The 23,517-nt window shown below is 66.5% G+C and carries 17 protein-coding genes; 3 read left to right on the top strand and 14 right to left on the bottom strand.

The window, feature by feature from the left end; translation table 11 throughout:
• Nucleotides 1-34: 34 nt before the first annotated feature.
• Nucleotides 35-754, top strand: a complete 720-nt coding sequence (locus tag ACQY5K_RS00570) for a DNA alkylation repair protein (protein WP_428119104.1) — start codon at nt 35-37, stop codon at nt 752-754.
• Here the strand turns inward: ACQY5K_RS00570 and ACQY5K_RS00565 are convergent.
• Genes ACQY5K_RS00565 through ACQY5K_RS00555 form a run of 3 tightly spaced genes read right to left on the bottom strand, consistent with a single transcriptional unit; the run spans nt 751 to nt 4,907 of the window.
• Nucleotides 751-2,370: a SulP family inorganic anion transporter gene (locus ACQY5K_RS00565; RefSeq protein WP_428122802.1), complete on the bottom strand. Its 1,620-nt coding sequence runs from the start codon at nt 2,368-2,370 to the stop codon at nt 751-753. The genes ACQY5K_RS00570 and ACQY5K_RS00565 overlap by 4 nt on opposite strands.
• A gap of 44 nt (nt 2,371-2,414) precedes the next feature.
• Entirely contained in the window at nt 2,415-4,196 is a 1,782-nt protein-coding gene (locus tag ACQY5K_RS00560; RefSeq protein ID WP_428119102.1) for a lipase family protein, read from the bottom strand.
• A gap of 54 nt (nt 4,197-4,250) precedes the next feature.
• Complete coding sequence (locus tag ACQY5K_RS00555; RefSeq protein WP_428119100.1) at nt 4,251-4,907, bottom strand: hypothetical protein; 657 nt, start codon at nt 4,905-4,907, stop codon at nt 4,251-4,253.
• A gap of 241 nt (nt 4,908-5,148) precedes the next feature.
• Here ACQY5K_RS00555 and ACQY5K_RS00550 point away from each other — a divergent pair, with 241 nt between their 5' ends.
• Together ACQY5K_RS00550 and ACQY5K_RS00545 are read left to right on the top strand one after the other, a co-directional pair.
• Complete coding sequence (locus ACQY5K_RS00550) at nt 5,149-5,997, top strand: LLM class F420-dependent oxidoreductase (RefSeq protein ID WP_428119098.1); 849 nt, start codon at nt 5,149-5,151, stop codon at nt 5,995-5,997.
• 7 nt (nt 5,998-6,004) lie between these two features.
• Entirely contained in the window at nt 6,005-7,294 is a 1,290-nt protein-coding gene (locus ACQY5K_RS00545) for a M18 family aminopeptidase (RefSeq protein WP_428119096.1), read from the top strand.
• A gap of 48 nt (nt 7,295-7,342) precedes the next feature.
• Here ACQY5K_RS00545 and ACQY5K_RS00540 read toward each other — a convergent pair whose 3' ends face one another.
• From ACQY5K_RS00540 to ACQY5K_RS00490, 11 genes are all read right to left on the bottom strand, one after another.
• Entirely contained in the window at nt 7,343-8,056 is a 714-nt protein-coding gene (locus ACQY5K_RS00540; RefSeq protein WP_428119094.1) for a histidine phosphatase family protein, read from the bottom strand.
• 44 nt (nt 8,057-8,100) lie between these two features.
• On the bottom strand, nt 8,101-9,300 hold the full coding sequence (locus tag ACQY5K_RS00535; protein ID WP_428119092.1) for an ammonium transporter: 1,200 nt from the start codon (nt 9,298-9,300) through the stop codon (nt 8,101-8,103).
• A 152-nt stretch (nt 9,301-9,452) separates the two neighbouring features.
• Nucleotides 9,453-10,640, bottom strand: coding sequence for a cystathionine gamma-synthase (locus tag ACQY5K_RS00530; protein WP_428119090.1), 1,188 nt, complete (start codon nt 10,638-10,640; stop codon nt 9,453-9,455).
• Nucleotides 10,634-11,998 carry a pyridoxal-phosphate dependent enzyme gene (locus ACQY5K_RS00525; protein WP_428122799.1) on the bottom strand — a complete coding sequence of 455 codons (1,365 nt, stop codon included), beginning with the start codon at nt 11,996-11,998 and terminating at the stop codon, nt 10,634-10,636. Before ACQY5K_RS00525 ends, ACQY5K_RS00530 begins: the two co-directional genes overlap by 7 nt.
• A gap of 157 nt (nt 11,999-12,155) precedes the next feature.
• Nucleotides 12,156-15,671 carry an indolepyruvate ferredoxin oxidoreductase family protein gene (locus tag ACQY5K_RS00520; RefSeq protein ID WP_428119088.1) on the bottom strand — a complete coding sequence of 1,172 codons (3,516 nt, stop codon included), beginning with the start codon at nt 15,669-15,671 and terminating at the stop codon, nt 12,156-12,158.
• 194 nt (nt 15,672-15,865) lie between these two features.
• Nucleotides 15,866-17,182, bottom strand: coding sequence for an MFS transporter (locus ACQY5K_RS00515; protein WP_428119086.1), 1,317 nt, complete (start codon nt 17,180-17,182; stop codon nt 15,866-15,868).
• 46 nt (nt 17,183-17,228) lie between these two features.
• The gene (locus ACQY5K_RS00510; protein WP_428119084.1) at nt 17,229-17,909 is read right to left on the bottom strand and encodes a hypothetical protein; all 681 of its coding nucleotides are present in this window, start codon (nt 17,907-17,909) and stop codon (nt 17,229-17,231) included.
• 18 nt (nt 17,910-17,927) lie between these two features.
• Nucleotides 17,928-18,374 (bottom strand): glycine/sarcosine/betaine reductase selenoprotein B family protein, encoded by a 447-nt coding sequence (locus ACQY5K_RS00505; RefSeq protein WP_428119082.1) that lies wholly within the window; start codon nt 18,372-18,374, stop codon nt 17,928-17,930.
• 67 nt (nt 18,375-18,441) lie between these two features.
• Nucleotides 18,442-19,218 (bottom strand): SDR family NAD(P)-dependent oxidoreductase, encoded by a 777-nt coding sequence (locus ACQY5K_RS00500; protein ID WP_428119080.1) that lies wholly within the window; start codon nt 19,216-19,218, stop codon nt 18,442-18,444.
• Between the two features lie 107 nt (nt 19,219-19,325).
• Nucleotides 19,326-20,240 carry a phytanoyl-CoA dioxygenase family protein gene (locus ACQY5K_RS00495; RefSeq protein WP_428119078.1) on the bottom strand — a complete coding sequence of 305 codons (915 nt, stop codon included), beginning with the start codon at nt 20,238-20,240 and terminating at the stop codon, nt 19,326-19,328.
• Nucleotides 20,241-20,297: 57 nt separating this feature from the next.
• On the bottom strand, nt 20,298-23,426 hold the full coding sequence (locus ACQY5K_RS00490; protein ID WP_428119076.1) for a glycosyltransferase: 3,129 nt from the start codon (nt 23,424-23,426) through the stop codon (nt 20,298-20,300).
• Nucleotides 23,427-23,517: the final 91 nt, after the last annotated feature.

Below are 23,517 nucleotides of genomic sequence, written 5' to 3'. Positions count from 1 at the left end.
GATCCTCTGGGCTGGCGGTGAGGAGCCGCACCCCATGGCGACATTGCAGGAAGTGATGGCGCAGCTGGAGGCTGCCGGCACGGCGCAGAACCGCAAGGTGTACACACGCCATGGTGCTGCCGAGCCGATGTTCGGCGTCAGCTACAAAGAGCTCGGCCGCATCGGGAAGCCCCTGCGCACCGACCACGATCTCGCAGCCAAGCTCTGGGAGAGCGGCAACCACGACGCGCTAGTTCTCGCGCTGCGGGTCGCGGATGCCTCCGCTATGACCAAGACGCTCGCTCGCCGCTGGCTGCGTGACGTCGACAACTACGTGCTTGCCGAGGGACTGGGAGGTCTGCTGTCGCAGTCTCCGGTGGCGCGCGACCTCAGCGACGATTGGCGTGACTCGCCCTCCGAATGGCCGGCGTCGGTGGGCTGGTTCATCGTGACCTGCACGGCCGAACAGGCCGACGTGTGGTCCGCACCCGAATTGCGAGACCTAGTCGGCCAGATCGAAGCTGAGATCACCGATCGCCCGAACCGGGTTCGGCATGAGATGAACGGCGCCCTCATCGCGATCGCCCTGCGGGACGGCAATCTGCGCCGATCGGTCGTTGCAGCGGCTGAGCGCATCGGTCCAGTGCAGGTTGATCACGGCCAGACCGGCTGCAAGACCCCCGACATCGCCCCGTATGTCGAGCGAACCCTCGCGCATCGCGCCACGATGGCCGCCCGCCAAGCAGACAAGGCCAAGGCCAGGTCCAAGCGTTAGCTGCGCAACAGCCTCCGGGCGATGACGCGGGCTTCGTCGAGATCGTCGACGAAGTGCTCCGCTGGAACCCCGCGGAGCACGTTCAATTCCTTGATGCTCGTTGCCTGCGATCCCTTGAGGCCCATCACGATGCACTTCGCCCCCGAGTCCACGGCGACGGCGACGAGCTGACCGACCATGTAGGCCGCGCTGTCGTCCATGTAGCCCGTGTCGGTGAAGTCGAAGATCACCACCTCGTGCTCGGCGACATCGGCGTTGATCGTGTTGAACAGCTTGATGGACGATGCCGCTGTATAGATGCCCCGCAGCGACAGCAGGCCGGTCCGCGCGGCGAATGGGTCCGCAGCATCGAGGTCGAAGCCGGGCGCGTCGCTGTCGTCCCCGGCGCCTAAGAACGTCATGTCGAGCAAGGGAGTGGACACCACATTGTCGAACTCGAGACGTTCAAGCTGGCGCGAACTCGTCAGTGCCGCAGCGACAAGTCCTGCTCCTACTGCCACGACAAGGTCGGCCACAACCGACAGGCCCAACGTGAGTGCCATAACTCCGTACTGGTCCAACTGCGCCCGTCGTACCTGCGTCAGGTAGTTCCAGTCGATGATGTCGAAGCCGATCTTGATGAGGATCCCGGCGAGCACAGCGTGCGGGATGACCTCCGCGTAGCGCCCCAGGCCCAGCACCAAAGCCAACAGCACCAGTGCACAGAGCACACCCGACAGGCGGGACCGGCCGCCGGCCTTCACATTCGCAACCGTGCCAGAGGTGGCACCAGCGCCTGGTACGGCTCCGATGAACGCCGCCAGGACATTGGCGGCTCCCACGCCGATCAGCTCACGATTCGGACGATGCTGGTCGCGTGTCATCGAGTCGGCGACCATCGCCGTCAACAGGCTGTTGACCGAGCCGAGCAGCGCGAGCGTCACTGCGGGCGCCACAGCACCACCCAGATCGCTCCAGGCGAACTCGGGCAGCGATATCTCAGGCAGCCCTGAGGGCACATGGCCGATGATCGCCACGTCGTCGATCCACAGCACGCTGAACAGCGTGCCGATGAGCAGCGCTGCGACCGACGGTGGGAGAAACCGGCGCAGGCGTTGCGGCCAGAACACGCAGACGCCAATGGTGAGAGCACCGAGCGCCACGGCGCCAACTCCGATGTTGCCTATGACATCTGGCAGAGCGCGGACCGAGGCCACCACTCCGCCGGGCACGACCTCGCTACCCAGCAACGGCAGCAGTTGCACTACGACGATGATCAACCCGACTGCGGAGGTGAAGCCCGACACAACCGGGTAGGGCGTGTACGACACGAAGCTGCCAAGGCGCAGTGCGCCCAGCAAGACCTGTACAAGCCCGGCGAGCACCACTATGGCAAGCGCTCGGCTGATGTCACCACCCGCGTAGTTGACAACGACCACCGACATCGCCACCGAGAGCGGCGCGGTCGGGCCGGAGATCTGCGTCCTGGACCCACCGAACAACGCCGACAGGATGCCGACGGCGATGGCGCCGTAGAGGCCTGCGATGGCGCCGAGACCCGATGCGACACCGAAGGCCAGCGACAGCGGCAACATGACCACCGCCGCGGTGAGACCGCCGAAGACGTCCCCGCGCAGGCGCTCAGCGCTGTAGCTCAGCGAGGGCGCTGCGAACGTTTTCCTCAGAGGCCGAGGATGGCGTTAATAGCCTGCAGCACGGCGGCGGCGTCGGGATCGACGAACAGGGCCGCATATCCCGCGTGGTAGATCGTGTCGTCGACACGCGCTGTGACGCTGTAGCGGTTGACCGGGAAGCCCGCGACAATTCCGGCGTAGTCGTGGCCGTAGGACTCGTCGCCCACCTCCGGCGTGTCGCCGGGGCTGAACGCCCCCAACGCTGTCGTGCGCGGCTCGACGAACTCACCGCACGCGATCAGCTCGGCGTCATAGTCCTTGATGGCCTGTGCGGCCTCCTCAGCCGATTCGAAGCGGGCAGCCCAGACGTCGAGGAAGGGTCCCGTCGTCGGGTCTCGGACCCACGTCGCGGCGGAGAATGCAACCGGCTCTACCCCGCCGAAGATCGCAGTGCCGGGACAGGTCTCTGCCACCGGCATGGTGGTTTCGCTCAGGAGCGTGTCGAGACCCTCAGGCGTCGAGCCTTCGAGCAACGTGCCCTCCACGGCAGCGGATGTTGCCAAGGCCGCGTCGATCTCCGCTAGATCGAGGTCGACGTAATCACAGCCTCGGGGTGCGTCGGCGCCGGCGAGCCGATCGCTGACCCAGCCAAGGGTCTCGGACAGGAACGTGAGCGTGGTGTCGATGTGTCCGCCGTTGGGGTACACCTCAAGTGTGGCGTGGGTGCCCTGTGAGCAGTAGGCACCGTGCAGAGCACGAACCGACTCGGGTGCCACGATGCTGTCGGCCCAGCCCTGCACGAACAGCACCGGCGAATCGGTGATGGGCACCCCGCCGGCCTGGTTGGCAGCGAGCGCCTCAGCCAGCGGGCCGATCGGATTGATGCCGTCCCAGCCGCTGGGGTTGCGCATCGCATCAGCCTCGAATTCGAAGAAGGCCCCAAAGACTTCGCCAACGCAGCCCTGCTCGATGACTGCCATCTGATCGATGGCCGCAGCAGAGAAGTAGTCCTCAAGATTGACATCGTCATACGCGGTCGCCACGGCGAACGCGGCCATGACAGCGAATCCCTGCGCAGTGGTGCCGACCGTGTCCATCAAGCCGCCGATGTCGGCAGCGGGGGCGGCAGCAACCACTCCGGCGAGATCCAGTTCGGGTGCGTATGAGGGCGCTATCTGCCCTGTCCACAACGCGGCGTGACCGCCTTGGGAGAGGCCCCACACGACGTAGCGGTCGCTGGCTCCGATATCCATCTGGCCAACCGCTCGGACGATGTCGATGGTGCTGCGACCCTCGCTCTCACCGACCAGGTATGGGTGCGTGCCTGGCGTGCCGAGACCTTGGTAGTCGGTGGCCGCAACGATATGGCCGGCTGCGGCGATCGCCATCGGGATGCCGGATTCCGCCGGATGCGTCACCGACGGCGCACAGATGTCGGCGACACCGGTCGTGCCGTGTGCCCACGCGACAACCGGCGAGCCGGCCGGAACACCGGGCGGAGCGAACACGAGCCCGCTGACTTCGACCAGATCGCCGTGCACGCCCGTGGAGAGGTATGTGACGCGCCAGCCGTCCAGATCGCCTGCATCGATCGACTCAGACGAGACCAGGTCACCTGCTGCAGGCTCTGCTGGCGGCGCCGCAGTGGTTGTCGTGACGGCGGGTGCTGCAGCGGTCGTAGCGACGGGTTCGGACGTGGTGTCGGAATCGGCGCTCGTCGTCGCCGGGGCGGCCTCAGCGGCCGTGGAGTCTGCCGATGTCTCCGTGTCAGTGCTGCAAGCTGCTCCGAAGAGGGCGAACACGAGAAACAGGACCAATATGCGGCGCATCCCCGCACACTATGTCTTCAGGCACCATCGGCCCAGCCGCTGCGAGCGGGTGCTTCAGGGTCCGAGGAGGGCGTTGATGGAATGCAAGACGGCGGCGGCATCTGGTTCGACGAACAAAGCAGCGAACCCTGCCTGGTACACGGTGTCGCCGACTCGCGCCGCGATGCTGTAGCGATTGACCGGGAAGCCTGAGACGATGCCTGCGTAGTCGTAGCCGTACGACTCGTCGCCGACGCCGGGATTCTCTCCCGGGGCGAACGCCCCGAGCGCTGAGGTGCTTGGCTCGACAAACTCGCCGCAGGCGATTAGCTCGGCGTCGTAGTCGGCAATCGCCTGTGTCGCCACCTCGACCGATTCGAATTGGGCGGCCCAGACGTCGAGGAACGGTCCCGTCGTCGTGTCTCGGGCCCACGTAGCAGCTGAGTACGCGATCGGCACGACCCCGCTGAAGATCGCGGTGCCGGGACACGGCTCAGCCGCCGGAGCGTTCGCCGCGCTCACGAGGTTCTCGATGGTCTCAGGCGTCGCGCCCTCAAGCAGCGTGCCTTCGACGACACCAGGCAACGGCGGTGCCGCTTCGGGCTCCTCAGCTTCGGGCTCCTGTGCCGGTGCAGCTGTCGTGGTGGTGACGATGGGCGCCGCGGTCGTGGTGGTCACCACCGGCGCCGCGGTCGTGGTGGTGACAACCGGCGCCTCTGTCGTAGTCACCACCGGGGCAGCCGTCGTGGCGGCCGTGTCATCGAAAGACGGCTCCGAATCAGAACCGCAGGCGGCTCCGACAAGGGCGATTACACAGAACAGAATCGAAATACGACCCATTTCAGCACCTTACGGCCTCGGGGAACCCGGAAGTCTCGTTCGAGGGAGCAGTAGGGTCGCGGTCGCTGCGTGACGCCGAGTCGCACCGAATTCCGGGCAGTGCGGGCGCGCGCGAGGACAACAGGGGTGTGTTGTGAAATTCGGAATGACGCTGGCGAATACTGGCCCGCAGGTCGAGGGGGGCGGAGCGATTGCCTACGCACAAGCTGCGGAGGCGGCCGGCTTCGAGTCCCTGTGGACCGTCGAGCACGTCGTGGTGCCCGAGGGCTACGCGTCGCCGTACCCCTACTCCGACGACGGCAAGATGCCCGGCAAGCGAGACGACATCGACATTCCCGACCCGCTCATCTGGATGGCATTTGCGGCGGCGGCAACCAGCGAGATCAAGCTGGGCACCGGAATCCTGATCGTGCCCCAGCGCAACCCGGTGGTCACCGCGAAGGCCATCGCGACACTCGACCGGCTGTCCGGCGGCCGAGTGCTTCTGGGCATCGGTGCGGGCTGGCTGGCCGAGGAATTCGATGCGCTGGGTGCGTCGTTCGCCGACCGCGGCGACGTCACCGACGACTACCTCGCGGCCTACCAGTCGCTGTGGCGCGACGAGGTGTGCTCCTACAGCGGCGAACACGTCTCATTCGATCGCGTCTACTGCCGGCCTCAGCCAGTCGGACCAGTACCGATCGTCGTCGGCGGGGACAGCAAGCGCGCAGCGCGGCGCGCCGGCGAGTACGGCGACGCCTTCTTCCCGGTGTCGGGCGATTTCGAAGAGATGACTGCGCTCTTTGACCATGCGAAGCGGTGTGCCGAGCGGGCAGGTCGAGATCCCGAGCAGCTCGACTTCATGACACAGGGACCCGGGACGCCTGAGTTCATCGAGCGGGCGGCCGGAGCCGGAATCACTCGCCTCGTCACCTATCCGATGTCCCGCTCGAAGTTTGACGACTTCAGCCGGGACGTCATCACCGCATACGCCGACGCCTAGAACACGCATGCTCGACCGGCTGTTCGAGTTCATCGAGGCGTCGCCGTCGCCGTATCACGCGACGAACGAAACGGCTGAACGCCTTGGCGCCGTTGGCTTCGCCGAAGCGGCCCGGAGCGACTCGTGGAGCGAGCTCGACCCGGCCCGAGGCTTCCTCGCCCGTGAGGGCGGAACCGTCATCGCAGTTCGCACAGGCGACCGGGTGAATCCGGACCGGTTGCGATTCAGCGTCATCGGTGCGCACACCGACAGCCCCAACCTGCGCGTCAAGCCTCAGCCTGACAGCGGTGCCCTCGGCTACCGCCAACTCGGCGTCGAGATCTACGGCGGGGTCCTGCTCAACTCGTGGCTCGACCGAGACTTGGGCTTGTCCGGTCGCCTCGTCATTGCAGACGGCGGCACCGCCGACGAAGTGCGCACGGTGCTGTGGCGTTGCGACCAACCGCTGTTGCGTGTGCCACAGCTAGCGATTCACCTCGATCGCGCGGTCAACGACAGCCTGAAGCTGGACCGCCAGCAGCACATGACCCCCATTTGGGGGCTTGGAGAGCCAACGCCCGACGCCTTCCGTGACTTTCTCGCGAGCGAACTCGAGATGGCGCCCGAAGCTGTGCTCTCGTGGGATGTCATGGCCCACGATCTGACGCCGCCAGCACGTCTTGGCCGCGACGGCGAGATGTACGCGTCCGCCCGCATCGACAATCTGGCTTCGTGCCACGCGGCCGTCGAGGCACTTGCCGGCCTCGACGGCGGGCCGCCCGACGACACCGCCGCCGTCGTGGTTCTATTTGACCACGAGGAGATCGGCAGCGACTCGGCCACAGGTGCCGGCAGCCCGATCCTGCCGGACACCCTCGAACGCATTGCACTGGCACTCGGGGCAGATCGCGAGCAGTACTTGCGGGCCGTGAGTCGCTCGCTGTGCGTCTCGGCGGACGGGGCGCATGCCGTGCACCCGAATTACCCAGAGCGCCACGAGCCCCAGCATCTGCCGCAGCTGAACGGCGGCCCTGTCGTCAAGATGAACGCCAACGTGCGCTACGCCACCGATGCACAGACCAACGCCCGATTCGCTGCAACATGCGAGGCGGCCGGTGTGCCCCACCAAGTGTACGCCCACCGCAGCAACCTGGCGTGCGGCTCCACGATTGGGCCCATCACCGCAGCGCGGCTCGGGATCAGCGTCGTCGATGTGGGGTCGCCTCAGCTGTCGATGCACTCCGCACGCGAACTCGGCGGCAGCCACGACCCGGCAATGCTGACTGCCGCACTCGGCGGTTTCCTCGCCGACGGCTAGATGTGACAACCGGGGACGTTGTCCTCGGCGGGATGGGGCTCGTGGGCTTCAGCCGTGATGCAGGTGATCGTCGAGGTGTGAACAGTCGTTGAAGCGGCGCATCATCCACTCGCCGTCACAGCGCACGATCTGGCTGATCGAGCAGTTGTCCGCGCCGCCGAACGAGAAGGGGCTGGCGCCGACGATGTGAGCCAGCACCGCGCCGATCACGCCGCCGTGCACGCAGGCCGCGATGAGCTGGTCTGGGTGGGCGTCGGCGATGCGTTCGAGCGCCGTCATGCAGCGGTGAGTCAATTGCTCGTTGGTCTCGGCGCCAGGGATCACATCCCAGCGGCGCTCGGTGTGCAGCTTTACGTACAGCGGGTGATTGTCAGCTGCGAACTGGCGGATGCGACCGCCGTCCCATTCACCCAACGCCACCTCGCGCAGGTCAGGCTCGACGGTTGGCGTCATGACGAGCTGGCGCGCCAAGGGCTCGAAGGTCTGCTGCGTTCGCTGTAACGACGTCACGTACAGCGCGTCAATTGGCTCGGTGGCGAGCCGCCTCGCCGCCATGGCGGCCTGAGTGTGACCCTTCGGGGCGAGCGGCGGGTTGCCCTGGGTACCGAGCATCGGGAACGGCTCGCCGGGCACGAACGCCTGCGAGGCGCCGTGGCGCACCATCACGATCTCGGTAGCGCCCGGCGGGCGCTGCCACCGCTGCTGCTCGAATTGCCGAACCTCAGTATCGGTGGCGGCCAGTTCGGAATCAGATTCGGTCACGGCGGCAAGCTAGCCCGCCGTAGCGGGCGCGCCCGAGGGAGCGTCTAGTTCAGCTGGTACGCGGCCTCGCCGTGGTCGCTGACATCGAGACCCGCGAGCTCGACATCCGCAGAGACCCGGATTCCCATCGTCGACTTGATCACCGTGGCGATGATCCAGGTGACCACGAACGAGTAGATCGTCACCACGGCAATCGACAGGATCTGGTTCCACAACAGCACACCGCCGCCGAAGAACACGCCGTCGATGAAGTCGCCCCCAGGCACGGCAGACGAGTCGGCGAAGAAGCCCAGCAGGATGCCGCCGACTGCGCCGCCCACCCAGTGAATGCCGACCACGTCGAGGCTGTCGTCGAAGCCCACCCGGAACTTTGCCTCGATAGCGAAGAAGCAGACCACGCCTGCAATGGCACCAAAAGCCAACGAGTGCATCGAGCCGACGAAGCCCGCTGCGGGCGTGATCGCCACGAGCGCAGCAACGACGCCCGACGCAATGCCGATCGTGGACACCCGCTTGTGCCTCGCGAACTCGGAGAAGGCCCAGCCGACCATGCCGGCTGCGGCCGCGATGAACGTGTTGACAAAGGCCTGTGCTGCTGCGCCGTTGGCCCCCAAAGCCGAACCGGCGTTGAAACCGAACCAGCCGAACCACAGAATTCCCGCACCCAGCATGACGAAGGGCACGTTGTGCGGAACGGGCCGGTTGTCAGGCCAGCCCGAACGGCGTCCCACCACCAGCGCCAGCGCCAGCGCCGCTGCACCGGCGTTCACGTGAATGGCCGTACCGCCGGCGAAGTCGTGTGCCGGCAGATTGAAGATCCATCCGTCTCCGCCGTACACCCAGTACACGACCGGGGCGTAGACGAGCAGCGACCACACGGGAACGAACACCATCCAGGCAGAGAACTTCATGCGGTCGGCCACAGCGCCGGAGATCAGCGCCGGCGTGATCGCCGCGAACGTCATCAGGAAGGCAAAGGTGGCGAGCCCTTCAGCATCACCGATGCCCGCCATGCCGACAAGCGAGAAGTCGCCGATGAACGCAAGGCCGCTGTCGCCCGCAGCGAGGCTGTAACCCACGAGCACCCAGACCACCGGCACGATGCCAAGGCACCACATGTTCATGTTCAGCATGTTCAGGGCGTTCTTGGCGCGAACCATGCCGCCGTAGAACAGCGCCAGGCCCGGAATCATGAACAGCACCAACGCAGCAGACGTGAGTATCCAGGCGATATTGCCTTCCATAGGTGCGCTCCTCGTCACGACAGACCGGCTGGGGGGCCTGCGGGCTGATTCGGCGCCAATCATTGCAGAGCGGCCGTGACACGCCCAGGTTTCTTGAAGCCCTTTGGCACGTCCGGTACCGACGAGCGCGCTTCGCTGCGCCCGGCGGCCGGTCAGTCCAAGGCGGTGAGCGCTTGCGCCAGGTCGTCCAACAGGTCCGCCGTCGTCTCCAGGCCCACGGACAGGCGCACGAGGTCGTCGGGGACTTCCAGCGCCGAGCCTGCGACGGATGCGTGGGTCATCGCTCCGGGATGCTCGATCAATGATTCCACCGCGCCGAGGGACTCGGCAAGCGTGAAGACCTTGGTGGCGGCAGCGACTTGTTCGGCCGCATCGCGGCCGCCGTGCATTCGGAACGAGACCATGCCGCCGAAACCGCTCATCTGGCGTCGCGCGATCTCGTGGCCGATGTGGTCGTCGAGTCCCGGGTACAGCACCGAACGCACCGCCGGGTGACCCGCCAGCAACTCGACGACCGCCTCGGCGTTGCTGCAATGGCGGTCCATGCGCACTGCCAGGGTCTTGGTGCCGCGCAAGGCGAGATAGCAGTCGAACGGGCTGGGAACTGCGCCGACAGCATTCTGGGTGAAGACCAGGTGGTCGGCGAGAGCGTCGTCATTGGTTGCGACGAAACCGCCCACGACATCGCTGTGACCGCCGATGTACTTCGTGGCCGAGTGCACCACCGCATCGGCGCCCAGCGCCAGCGGTTGCTGCAGGTACGGCGTCGCGAACGTGTTGTCGACCACGACGATGCCGCCCAGCTCGTGGGTTATGGAACAGATGGCTTCGATGTCGAAGATCGTGAGCAGCGGATTGGTCGGCGTCTCGAGCCACACCATCCGGGTTTCGGGCGTCCAGGTGTCGCGGATCTTCTCTGGCGCAGTGAGGTCGACGGCGGCGGTCTGCACGCCCGCATTGCCGTGCACCTTGTCGATGAGACGGAACGTGCCACCGTAGGCATCGTCACCCAGCAGCAGGCTGTCGCCAGGGCGCAGCACCCGCAGCAGCGCGTCCTCGGCCGCGAGACCGCTGGCGAAGGCTAAGCCGTGCTGCGCGCCCTCGAGTGACGCAACACACACCTGGTAGGCGTGACGTGTCGGATTCCCGGTGCGGCCGTACTCGTAGCCGTGCCGTGGCTGCCCGACGGCCTGCTGAGCAAACGTGGTCGCCAGCGAGATGGGCGTCACGACCGCGCCGGTATACGGGTCGTGGGGCTGCCCCGCACGGATCGCCCGAGTCTCGAACCCGTACTCGTCCGGATCCTCAAACCCAGACAGCTGCGGATCGCCTCCTAGCACCCCACACCTCCCTGCGATGCAGCGGGACCGAGTGTCGCAACCGGACGGCCCTCGTCGTAGACCACAACGGCGAGAGGTGCCCCAAGCGTTCCGTCGTCGCGCAGCAGCTCGGCCACACGTCCGGCCGGCTCCCCAACTCCGACCGCCGGCAGCAGTGCCTCGACAGCGTCGGCCACCTTGACCTCGTCACCGAACGCCAGCAGACCGTCCTGGGCGACCGACCCGATGACCTGCGCGGCCGCGATGGGCATGTCGCCGGTGCAGACCGGCACTGCACGGAGGCCAGCTTGATCCATGCACTGCCGTGCCACCGCCGCCGAGTCATCGGGCCGCACATAGACGAACTCGCCGTCGACAAGGTCGGCGACGGTGGCGCCGTCGAAGGTGCGATCTGTCTCGAAGCCCATCTGCGCCATCCACTCGTTGTCGAACACGCGGCTCAGGTAGCCGCGGCCCGAGTCCGGGATGAGCGTCACGACCAGTGATTCGGCTGCGCGGCCCGCGGCATCAAGCTCTCGAGCGACGGTGAGCGCGCCCGCCACAGCGGTGCCGCCCGAGCCGCCGATCAGCAAACCCTCGGTCTGTGTCACCCGCCGGGCCACCGCGAACGACTCGGCATCGGTAACTGGGATCACGCGGTCGACGACGCCGGGGTCGAACGTGGCCGGCCAGAAGTCTTCGCCGATGCCCTCCACCAGATAGGGCCGGCCGTCGCCGCCTGCGTACACCGATTCGGGCGGATCTGCGATCACGACCTGGACATCGGGATTCTGTTCCTTCAGGTACCGCCCGACACCGGAAACGGTTCCGCCAGTGCCCGCACCAGCGACGAAGTGCGTGACGCGCCCAGCGGTCTGGGACCAGACCTCGGGCCCGGTGCTCTCGTAGTGCGCCAGCGGATTGTGCGGGTTGGCGTACTGGTTCGGTGAGAACGCTCCTGGCGTCTCGGTGCGCAGCCGCTCCGCCGTCGAGTAGTACGAACGCGGGTCCTCGGGCTCGACCGCGTTCGGGCACACCACCACCTCGGCGCCGTACGCCCGCAGCAGCGCCACCTTCTCGGGCGCAACTTTGTCGGTGCACACAAAGATGCACCGGTAGCCACGCTGCGCCGCCACTACGGCAAGCCCAACTCCAGTGTTGCCCGATGTTGGCTCGACGATGATCCCGTCGGGCTGCAGGAGTCCCTCGGCTTCGGCCGCGTCGATCATTGCGACCGCGGCACGATCCTTCACCGACCCGCCCGGATTGGTGGTCTCGAGTTTCGCCACCACGGGAGTTGCAATCCCCTCGGTAACCCGGCTGAGCCGTACGAGTGGCGTTTGCCCCACGAGATCAAGCACCGAGTCGGCTATCGCCAGCCCATCCAGCGCGTTCGCCCCTGATGCCGTCATCGCCGCTGAAGGCTACGAACCGGGACCGCGGTGCGTGCTCGGTCCGAGCATCGGACGACACCCGACAGATGTTGACCCGCCGACAGTGGACGGCTGCCGTCGATATGGTTTCCGCTGAGACGGATCAGGCGCCGAGTTCGGCGGCGCGAGCCCGGAAGCGCTCGACGTTGGATTCCTTGATGTCCTCGTAGCCGCGAATCATGTCGGGCAGCTCAGCGATCTCGACCGCACGGGCGTAGGCAGCGTCGTCTCCGCGTGCCAGCGTGTCGAGCGTCCGAGAGATCATGCCGCGGTACTCGTCGATGAGCTCACGTTCCATGCGGCGGTGAGCGGTCTTGCCGAACACGTCCAGCGCGCCTCCCCGCAGGCCCTTCATGCGGGCAAGAACTGCGAATGCGACATCGCCCGAGCGGCCAAGGCCGATTTTGCGCTGCACGCCCATGCGCCGCATGATCGGCGGGTGCAGCTTGTAGGTGACGTCGGTCTTGTCGCCGAACTGGTCACGCACTGCCTGCTGGAACGCCTTGCTGCGGTGCAAGCGAGCAACCTCGTACTCGTCCTTGTACGCCATCAGCTTGTACAGGTACCTCGCGACGGATTCGCTGAGCGCTGACGAGTCGCCCACTGCCGCTTCAGACTCACGCACCTGGGCCACGAAGGAGGCGTAATCCGCTGCGTAGTCGATGCTCTGGTAGGCCACCAGGTCGGGAACACGGATGCGGAGCAGCCGCGCCAACTCCTCCGACGGATCGGCCACCGAGTCGATGAGCTTCTGCTCACGCTTCGACGGGCCCGTGTCACGCTTGACCCGGCCGACACGATCGACGTGCAACGTCGTCAGGAAATCGGGATCGAGCACGATCTTGCGGCCGATGCGGAACGCCTGAGTGTTCATCTCGACAGCGACGCCGTTGAGCTCGATGGCCCGCTCGATCGCCGTCGCGCTGATCGGCACCACGCCCGACTGGTACGCAGCGCCGAGCACCAGCACGTTGGCCGGCATGTGCGAGCGGAACAGGTTGTCCGACAGCGTGCCGGCGTCGAAGTAGACGTTGCGCTCCGGCGTGGTGGCATCGTCGATTGAGCGCTGAAACGCCGTCCACTCGGGGAACTCTGCTGCTGTGTCTCGAACCATGGCGCTGGTCGGCACCTTGGACGACGACACCAGCGCCACCGTGCGGCCCGCCTGCGCCTTCTCGAGGTTGACGGGGTTCGTGCCTGACAGCAGGTCGAACACGATGTAGGCATCTGCCTCGCCGACGCCGACCTTGTTGGCCGCCTCATTTGAGCCCCCAGCGTCGCCCTCGTCGGGGGTGCTGCCGAAGCGACGAACCTTGAGGTTCGACACCACCGGTCCGCCTTTTTGAGCGAGACCCGTCTGGTCCAAACCGTTGGCCTGCTTGCCGTCGAGCAACGCTGCGGTGGCGAGCATCTGGTTCACGGTCACGACACCGGTGCCGCCGATGCCCATCATCAAGATGTTGCCCTCGTCGAGCCGATCGGGCTCGGGCAGATCGTCGCCGATCTCGTCGACGGCGGCAGTCGCCTTGGTGGGCACCTTGCCGCCCGGAACCACTTCGATGAACGCCGGGCAGTCGCCGTCGAGGCAGGTGAAGTCCTTGTTGCACGAGGACTGGTGGATCTGCGTCTTGCGACCGAACTCGGTCTCGACGGGCTGCACGCTGAGGCAGCTGGACTTTTCGCCGCAATCGCCGCAGCCCTCGCACACGGCCTCGTTGATGAAGACCCGCGTCTTGGGCTCGGCCACCTTGCCGCGCTTGCGGTCGCGCCGCAGCTCGGCTGCGCAAGCCTGGTCGTAGATGAGCACCGTGCAGCCTTCGATGTCACGCAGCAGCCGCTGCGCCTCGTCGAGCCGGTCACGGTGCCACACGTCAGTGTCGGGAGCGAACTGCGCGTCGGAGGGGTACTTGTTGGGATCGTCGACGACAACCATCACCTTGGCCACGCCCTCTGCGTGCAGTGACCGCGTCAGCGCCGGCACTTCCATGCCACCGTCCACGTCCTGGCCGCCAGTCATCGCGACTGCCGCGTTGTAGAGGATCTTGTAGGTGATGTTGGTGCCAGCTGCGATCGCTTGGCGAAGTGCTAGCGATCCGGAGTGGTGGAACGTGCCGTCGCCAATGTTCTGGAAGCGGTGATCCATCGTCACGAACGGTGCTGCGCCGACCCACTGCACGCCCTCGCCGCCCATCTGGGTAGTGCCACGCACGTTGCGGGTCGGGGTCATCGCAGCCATGCCGTGGCAGCCGATGCCGCCGCCGGCCTCGGAGCCCTCGGGCACCCAGGTTGAACGGTTGTGCGGGCAGCCCGAGCAGAAGCCCGGAGTGCGGCCCGCCGCCTTGGCGCCGTCCTTGGTGGTGACTGCCAGCGGAATGGTGATGCGCTCGGGCACAGCCGAACCGATGCCGCCACCGCCGAGCCGGTCGACCAGGAAGGGCCGAACCTTGCGGGCGATGAGGTCAGCGTCCATCTCGCCGTGTCCGGGGAACCAGAACTGGTCCTGCGCGTCGCGCTTGCCGAGGATGCGGGGGGCATCGGGCATGCCGTAGAGGATCTCGCGCGCCAGCGTCTCGATGACCGAGCGCTTCTCCTCGACCACGACGATCACGTCGAGACCACGGGCGAACTCACGAAGGCTGACCGGATCGAGCGGCCAGACAACGGCCGGCTTGAGGATGCGTACGCCTCGGCGAGAGAGCTCAGCCTCGCGCAGACCCATCCGGTCGAGTGCTTCGCGCAGGTCGTAGTACGTCTTGCCTGCCGCGATCAGGCCGACCTTGGCATCGCGGCTGGTGACGGTCTGGCGGTTGAGCTTGTTCTCGGCCACGAACTTTTCGACCGCGACCATGCGGCCCTCGTGTATCTCGAGCTCCATGCGGACAGCGTTCGGGCCGAACAGCGCATCCTGCTGGGTGTGGGCCCAGGGCTTGCCGTCCCATTCGAAGGCAGGGCGTGTCGCGCTGACGCGACCGGGGCCGACTTCGACGGTGGAGTATCCGTCGGCGACGTTGGTGACGATCTTGAGTGCGGTCCACAAGCCCGAGTAGCGGGACAGTTCGTAGCCCCAACGGCCGTAGTCGATGACCTCTTGGACGGAGCCGGGGTACAGGATCGGCGTCTGGTAGTGGATGAGCACCGGCTCGGATTCCGACGCCAGCGTGGACGATTTCGACGCCGGATCGTCGCCTGCCACGAGCAGCACGCCGCCCTTGGGGTCGACGCCGCAGACGTTGGCATGACGAATGGCGTCACCGGACCGGTCGACGCCGGGCGCCTTGCCGTACCACATGCCCAGCACGCCGTCGTAGCTGCCCTCGAAGTTGCGGTTCGCCAGCTGGCTGCCCCACACCACAGTTGCGCCGAGATCCTCGTTGAGGCCGGGCTGGAACGTGATGTTGTTCTCGGCCAGCTCTTCGGCGTTGCCGAGCATGAGGCTGTCGATGCCGCCGAGCGGCGATCCCCGATAGCCCGAGACCATCGCAGCGTTGTTCAGCCCGTCACGGCGATCGGCGCGCAGCTGGTCGAGCAGCACACGCAGCAACGCCTGGACGCCAGACATCGCGACATCACCTTCGGCGCGGTCGAAACGGTCCTCGAGCTTGAAGTCTGCGAGTGCCATCGGTTCCCCTTGATACGCCGTAGTGGCTCTCCGCGGAGGCTACCCGTCAGCCCAAAGTGCTGCCTGCTGAACGAGGGCGCTCATGCTTATGACGATGCCTGCCAGCCCCGACGACCCAGACTCTGCGCAAGAATGCCGCCACAGGCGGCAAATCTGCACAAAGAATGCGTGGCAGTCGTTCCCCGAGCCGTGACCTATCCGCCCGGCTTCATGGGCAGCAATTCCGGTCGTGGGAGCGTGAACGCCAGGCCCAATGCGCAGGCATTCGCCACTGCCGCGAAGGAAAATGTCCAGCCGTAGCCGCCGGTGGCACCGAGCAGCAGTTGCGCGACGTACGGACCAACTGCCGCGAACGACCCCGCTGTCGCGAAGAAACGTCCCACGATCGCGCCCGCATGGGTGCGACCGAAGTAGTCGGCGACCAGTGCCGGGAAGACCGCCACACTCCCGCCGTAGGACAGGCCAAAGGCAATTGACGAGGCGTACAGCAACACCAGCCCGTCGGAGACGGCGATGCCGACGAACGACAGCGTCTCCACCGCCAGGGCCAGCATCACGGCACGGCGACGGTCGATGTGGTCGGACAGCGGGCCGGTCACAATTCTGCCCACGAGCCCGCCGACGCCGATGGAGCTGATGACTCCCGCAGCCCACAGCGGTGAGAATCCGAGGCTCCGGGCGTACTGGACGCCATGTGCGAATGGCACGAACACCACCACGAACGTCAGAGCGAACATCCCGAAAATGCGCCAGAACACCGAGTTGCGCCACGCCTGGTGGGCGGTCCACGCGGTTGCGGGGTCTTCAGTCGCGGAAGCGCCGCTCTGGACTGCTTCCACGACGTACGCCGCCGGCTGCGACGCGACCAGAGAAGGCGCTAGCGGTCGGTCATCAGGATCGGGTGTGCCCCCGTCGGGTCGTTGGCCAATCGACTCCGGGTCGCGCACGAACACCATTGCGGTGGCAGCCATGAGCACACCGCCCGTCACAGCCATCACCGCAATTGCGATCCGCCATCCGTACTGCTCGACGAGCCACGCAGCGATCGGGGGCGCGACGATGCCGCCGGCACTCCCGCCGGAGCCGACGATGCCCGTAGCCAATCCGCGCCGGGCGGCGAACCAGCGAACGACGGTGGCGTTCGCGGGAACCCACGACGATGACATCCCGAGCGGCGCAATCACGGCAAGGCCGACGAACACCATTACGAGGTTTCCCGCGGATGACAACACCAAGTAACCCGCTGCCAGCAACACGGAGCCTCCGGCGATGACCCGGCGCGGGCCGATGCGGTCAGTGAGCTGCCCACTCCATGCGCTCACGGCGCTGTAGGTAAGGATGTAGGAGGCGTATGCGAGCTGCAGCCAACTGGCCGACCAGCCGGTGTCGGTGCTGATGGCATCTTCGAAGGTGCCGTAGCTGAACTGGATGCCGTAGACGATGAATAGCACCCAGAATCCGGCCCACGCCACGCGCCAGCCGTGGAACGGCTGGCCAATGAGCAGGTTCACAGGATGCGCATTCTCGTTCGCTGGACGCCGCTCTCGGCGGCCACCGCTACATGTCGCCGGGCGTGATGTAGAACCAGAGGCCGTGCTTCTCGCCGCTGTCGGCCATCGCCTTGCGGGCAGCAACGATGCTGCGGCCGGCTTCGGTGGACTCGAAGAACCAGCGGGTCCCGGCCCACGCGGCCGGTGCATGCTCGGCGAGCGTCAATGCCGCCGTCTCGTAGTAACCGCGAATGTCCTGGGCCACGCGTGCCGGAATTCCGGGAATGCCCGCCTCCTTCCACGGGGTGCCCGAAGCGACGTCAACGAAGCTCTGCACGGCTGCTCCGATGTCGGCGGCAGCAACGGCGCGTCCGGCGCCTACCCGGTTGCCGAGCTTGGCCACCGCACGGTCGTAGGCCGGACGCAGCCCGTTGGCTTCGTCGACAGCGGGGTGCAGATTCGGGTCGTGGCGGGGCGGCAGCGTGCACGACATCGTCTCGGTGCCGTCGTCGTCGATCGTCTCGGAGAACTTCTCTACGACCGGCTCGGGTGACGACAGCAAGCTGAACGCATGCGCCAGCACTCGATGCTGGAACTCGGCGTCGTTGGGCTTGCCGAGCGGCCGACCGAGTGGGAATTCGCACCAGAGGCCTCGCGGCGGAGCGGTTCCCTGAATGTGGGCGCCGATGGATCCCAGAGTGACCGTCGCCAATCCCTCTGCCTCAAAGACGTGTGCAAGCGTACTCACGGTACGCGTGCACAGCGGTCAGACGGGAGTAAACAGGACGACGTCCACCTCCTGCTCACGGAGGAACTTCGCCCCCGCAGGCCCCGAGTCCATCCGCACCGCAGACAGGTCGAATTGGTTGCCAGCATAGGACAGGTGGACGTCGGAGACCCGCCCGATGGTGCCCTCAGCCGCCAACTCGTCGAGGCGGTCGATCGGAAAGACGGTGTTGATGTCGACGGCGATGCCGGTGGCGTCGAAGTTCGGGCTCCAGTGGCCGCACATGTAGTCACGCCGGCCCGCCTCAAGCACGCGGTAGCCGACGTCAGTTGGAGCGAAATCGTCCTGGTCGGGATGGTGCAGCGACGCCGAGGACACGATTGCCACGGTGGCATCAGCCAGCGGCGGCGGCGTGGTGAACGCCGTGGTCTCGAAATCGGGCAGCTCAAGCCCGCCCGTCAGTGCCTTGACATCGGAATCAGCCATGGCGGCAAAGTTAGGGCACGGGCCTCTCTACGCGCTGAAGCCGACCAGGCGCTACTTCGCGCCCAGTTCAGACGCCTTCTTCGAGGCCCAGCGAACGCTGACGGAGCCTGCGCATCCCTCGCAACCAGCGATCAGGATCGGAGGCCTTGCGCTCCACGTAGGTCTGGGCCTCGGGATGCGACAGGATCAGGAACCGCTCTTGTGCCATCGCTTCGGTGATGGCCTGCGCCACGAACTCGGGCTCGACGATGCCGTCGGTGCCACCGTCGGCGAGCCTCTGCGGCGCCATGGCTGTGTTCACACCCTGCGGGCACAGCACCGACACCCGGATGCCGTCGTCGCCGTGGAGGATCGCCTCCATCTCGGCCAGCTTGATGCATGCCGCCTTGGTGACCGAATACGGTGCCGAGCCCATGGCCGCGAGCAGACCCGCCGCGCTCGCGGTATGGACGAGGTAGCCCTCGCCCCGGGCCAGCATCGACGGCAGCACCGCCCGGGCGGCGTACACGTGGCTCATGACGTGCAGCTCCCATTGGGACTGCCATGCGTCGTTGGATGCGTCTACTCCGCCTTCGGCGCCGGCTCCTGCATTGGAGAAGACCACGTCAATCGGACCGTGAGCTTCGAGCGTGCGCTCGACGAGATCCGCGACGGCGGCCTCGTCGGTGACGTCGAGCCCGACGCCCTCGCACCCCAGCTCATCGGCTACTGCCACCGCAGCCTCAGCGTTGTAGTCGGCAACCACGACATGGCGGGCGCCTTCCGCCAACCAGTGGCGTGCCGTGGCGGAGCCAATTCCCCCGCCGCCCCCGGTGATGATCGCTACTCGATCGCGCAGTTCCATCTCATCCGCTCCTTGTCCGGCGTTGCGACAGTGTGAACCGGATCAGTGTCGCGCAGCGGAGCCCGATGTGGCACGTCCGCCCAGCCTGCGCCAGATGAACGGAGAGCTCAGTCGGCTGCGGCCTGGGCCGGCTCGTCGGTGCCGATGCCGCCGACTTCTTCGCCGTCTTCAATCGCCTTCAGCCGAGCTGCATACGCGGTCTCGGCGAGGCGCTCGGCGCCGAGGTACCGGCCGGGGCTGGCCCCATCGACGTGCCCCATGATTCCCCGGTAGAGGCTGAACCCGCACAGCGCCGCGAGTTCTTCAGACATGTCACGGACGTCTTCCGGGGAGAGGCTGTAGTACTGGTTCTGCTGTTGGCGCATCCAACCCCGGCAGTACTGCACGCTGACGCCGAGGCGCCAGTCGTCGGTGGACGTGTTGGCGCCACCGCAGTGCCAGGTGCCGCCGTTCACGATGAGGACCGAGCCGGCAGGCATCTCAGCCGCGATGTAGGAGGGCTTCTCCCCCGGCTGGGGCTCGTGGTCGAAGCGGTGCGACCCAGGAACCAAACGGGTTGCGCCGTTCTCGTCGGTGAAATCGGTGAATGCCCAGATCGTGGTGACCATGAACGGAGCGCGGGGGCGCGGCACATCGATCTGATCGACGAGGCCGTCGTCAGAATGCAGGCCTTGATGCACCTCACCTGGGCCGATGTGCATGCAGGTGGTGCCCGACAGGATTGCTCCCTGCTCCATCAACCGCTGCGGGAACGGCAGCACATTGCGGTGAATCGGCAGCTTCCAGAACGACCGGTCCTTGTCGAGCAAGTTGTACATGCGCTTGGTGGCGAACCCCTCGATGCGGTTCCCCTTCGGCTGGACGCCCAACTCGTCTTCGACGCGGGCGACTGCGTCGCGGATCTCGGTGACGAGGTCAGGCTCAATGGCGCCTTCGACGATGCAGTAGCCGTGAGTTTCGACTTCGTCCAGATAGCGGTGAAGTTCGGCTTCGTTCGCGGTGAGATCGGTGGTGCGACTCATTGCCCCAGTCTCGCAGGGACGCCAGGCCCTTGTGTCGGGGCGGATCTGAGACCGGGTTCAGGCGTCCACAACTCCAGCGAAGAACAGATCGCAGCCATCTCGTACTTCGCTGGCTCTGCCGAGGAAGTGGCTGTCGTCGACGTTCCAGGTGTGCTCGTCGCCGTGGCGGACTCGGAGATAGCCCGCGCCGTGAGTCCAGTAGGTGCGACCGCCCGCGGCGGTGACGTCGTGAGCCAGGGCGATATCGACCCGGCGGGGCACCCGGCGCCATCCGCCGGCTGTCTCGAGATCGTGACGGGAGATCATCAGCACGCCGCCTGAGACGCCGATGAAGGGGATGTACTTCTCGGAGAATTTCTGGCGGTTCTGGTCCCGTACGGTCTTGTCGAGCCGCTCCAGGTACACGTACTCGGCGGACTTCCCGATCAGCTCGGCCCGGGAGTACTCGTGTGCGAGCACCAGGTCCCAGACATGCTCGGTGCCGTAGTAGTCGTCATCGTCCATCTTGGTGACCAGGGATCCGCCCGCGGCATCCGCGGCTGCTCGCAGAACCCCTCCGAGCGGCTCGGCGCCGTCCACCCGAACGATGCGGAGCGAATGACCGAGATCGCGGGCCAGCGCTTCGATCTCCGCGTCGCCGTCGAATCCTTCGCCATGCAATGCCAGCACGAGCTCAAGGCGGGGATAGGTCTGGCTGCTCACGGTCGTGATGACGTCGACAAGGCGGTCGGGCCGCCGCGTCGGCGCGAGGATCGACACTTCGGGGGGTTGGGCGCCCATGCCCGTCGCCGAGAGGATCTGGCGAGCCCGGCCGCGCAGCGAGTGGTCGCGCAGCGCGCAACGGCGCATCTCGATGCTGAGCTGCTCGCGACGGTGAGCATCGGCGTCGACAACTTCACCCGATGCCATGAGGTCGTGCAGTGATGAGCCGAGGCTCGCCGCCAACTCGGCATCGGGTGCGTCGATGTGAACGAGCACCCCGGCCGCCGCCAGCGCCGCCAACGCACCGGCACGCTCGGCGGGGTGCCGATGGTCGGCGGATCGGTCCGCCAGGTGGTGGCGAGAACGAAGGTCCACAAGCAGCTCGCCGCCGATCTGCAGGCTGAACACCGAGCCTCGTGAGAGCGACATCAACGATCGCAGCGAAGCGCTGTCCGGCTCGCAATGGGCCGACCAGCCGATCGGGTTGACGGCTTCGGGATTGAATGCCTGAACGCTGAGTCGCGGTGTCAGATCCGGTAGAACGGCTACTGCGGGCCGCCGCTCCAGAGTGCCGGTGCGCAACAGTGCGTCGCCTGCCCCCGGCGAGTCGGCCACGACGACGTCGACATGGTGATCCCCACCGTCGCCGACATGAGATGCCACGCGGGTCGAGGCAGCGAATACCGCCGAAGCCGTTCGGCCAGCCACGGCAAAGTTGGCTCCGAGCGGGTAGCGCGCCATCCGCTGTACGTAGCGCTGGCTGCGAGGCTGCAGGCCCAGCCAGATCCGCAGCCGCTTCTTCAACCGGCGGGGCCATTGCGTGCGCGCTCGACGCAGCGCCCACTTGACCCGCCGCGCTCTCCACCGCACACCTCTGACGATCCAACGGAGATTGCGCAGGCGCCACCAGACGGCGCGAACGACAACGCCCAAGAAACGGGCCATGTCCCGCGGCCGCCGGACGCGTCGCAGACCGGACATCAGCGTCGACAGATGCCGCCGAACACGAGCCCACAGGCGCAGCAGCCGCTTGGCGGGCCCGTGGAGCTTGCCGGCAAGCCACCCTTGCGGCTTCGCTTCCTGGGTTACCAAGAGGCTGTCGACATCGAGTTCGAGCACGGCTCCGACTTCGGCAACTGACCGTGCCGAGCGGCGTGCACGTTGGATCGCCCAGCCGCGCGTAATGCCGACGCGATGGCCCGAAGCAAGATCCGACTCACCCGACGCCGCGGTCCCCAGCTGATTCGCCAATCGGTCGAGCATCCTGGGGCCGATACCGGCACCAGCGGGGACTCGTACATGAAACGCGGCGGACGGGTATGCGTCAGCCGCTCCACCGGGTTCACCCACGCGGACTCGCGGATCGGGGTCAAGCAGCCGGCGCAGACGCTCAAATGGCTCACCTGGCCATTCCGAGACCCAGACAGCGAGATCATGGATGTTGCTGGCGAGCACCCGCTCGACGGTGGCGAGCACGTCTTGCTCTTCGGCGTGGCCGGGTTCCACCGTCACGACGAACTGCGGGACGGTGTAGGACCGTCCCGGCGCCGAAGTGCGCAGCCGCCTGTCGGGGATGAGGTGTGAGAGCTTGTCGCGTTGCTGTTCGAGGCTGACGGCTTCGGTTTCGCTGAGCACCGCTCCCTCACCCTGATGCCAGCAGAGCGCAGACCGCTCCGGCACGAGAACCGCTCCGAGTGCGTAGGCGCGCCAGCCGAACTCGATGTCCTCGGAGCCCCACTGGGTGAATGACTCGTCGAACTCCCCGACTGTCCGGAAGAAATCCGTCGAGACGGCGAAATTCCCGCCGGTGACCACGCGGAAGACGTCATCGGCATCCGATGCCAGGTCCTCGGTCTGTTCCATCCGGCGCTCGATCCATTCAGGACTCTGCACCGGGCGTCCGGAGAAGAGACCGGCAAGCGATCCCGCTCGATCCCGAACATCAGCGGCCTCGATGCCGTCAACATCGACGTGGTGGCGGAAACCCAGTGTCAGCAGGTCGCTCGCCGCGTGGTGCCATCTGGCGTGCGAGGCGAGCCAGTCAGCTTCGGGGACCATGTCGCAGTCGAGAAACACGAGAACGTCGCCGTTCGCAGATCGTGCGCCGTTGTTGCGAGCCCGGGCCAAACCGAACCCGAGGTCTTCTTGGTGAATCACCCGCAGGTTCACCGAGTTCGGGCCACTCAGGTCGAGCCCAGGCAAATCAAGCGCAGACAGATCCAGCGGGGGATCTGAGCCGTCATCGACGACGATCACCTCGAAGAGATCCTGCGGGTAGGTCTGGCGTTCCAGCCCGGCCAGCGTGAGCCCCAATTCGTGGCGCGCTTCGTAGTACGGAACGACGACCGTCACGCTCAGCAGCGGCTCGAAGACGTCAAGCGGCGCGACCGCAAGCGAACGCCAATCATTGCCCCGCACATCGGCGGGCGGCGTCGGACGGTTTGGGGGCGGTGTGAACACAGGCGGTCCGTTGCGGTCAGACATCCATCGCCGGACATCACTCAGCGGCGTGAGTATGCCCCCGCCGACAGCCCCAGCCCCGCACGGTTGCCACAGGACGGCGTTCGTAGGATGA

This window comes from Candidatus Poriferisodalis sp. (assembly GCF_965262965.1).
GTDB lineage: Bacteria > Actinomycetota > Acidimicrobiia > Acidimicrobiales > Poriferisodalaceae > Poriferisodalis.
This window is presented reverse-complemented; position numbering and strand designations above follow the sequence as displayed.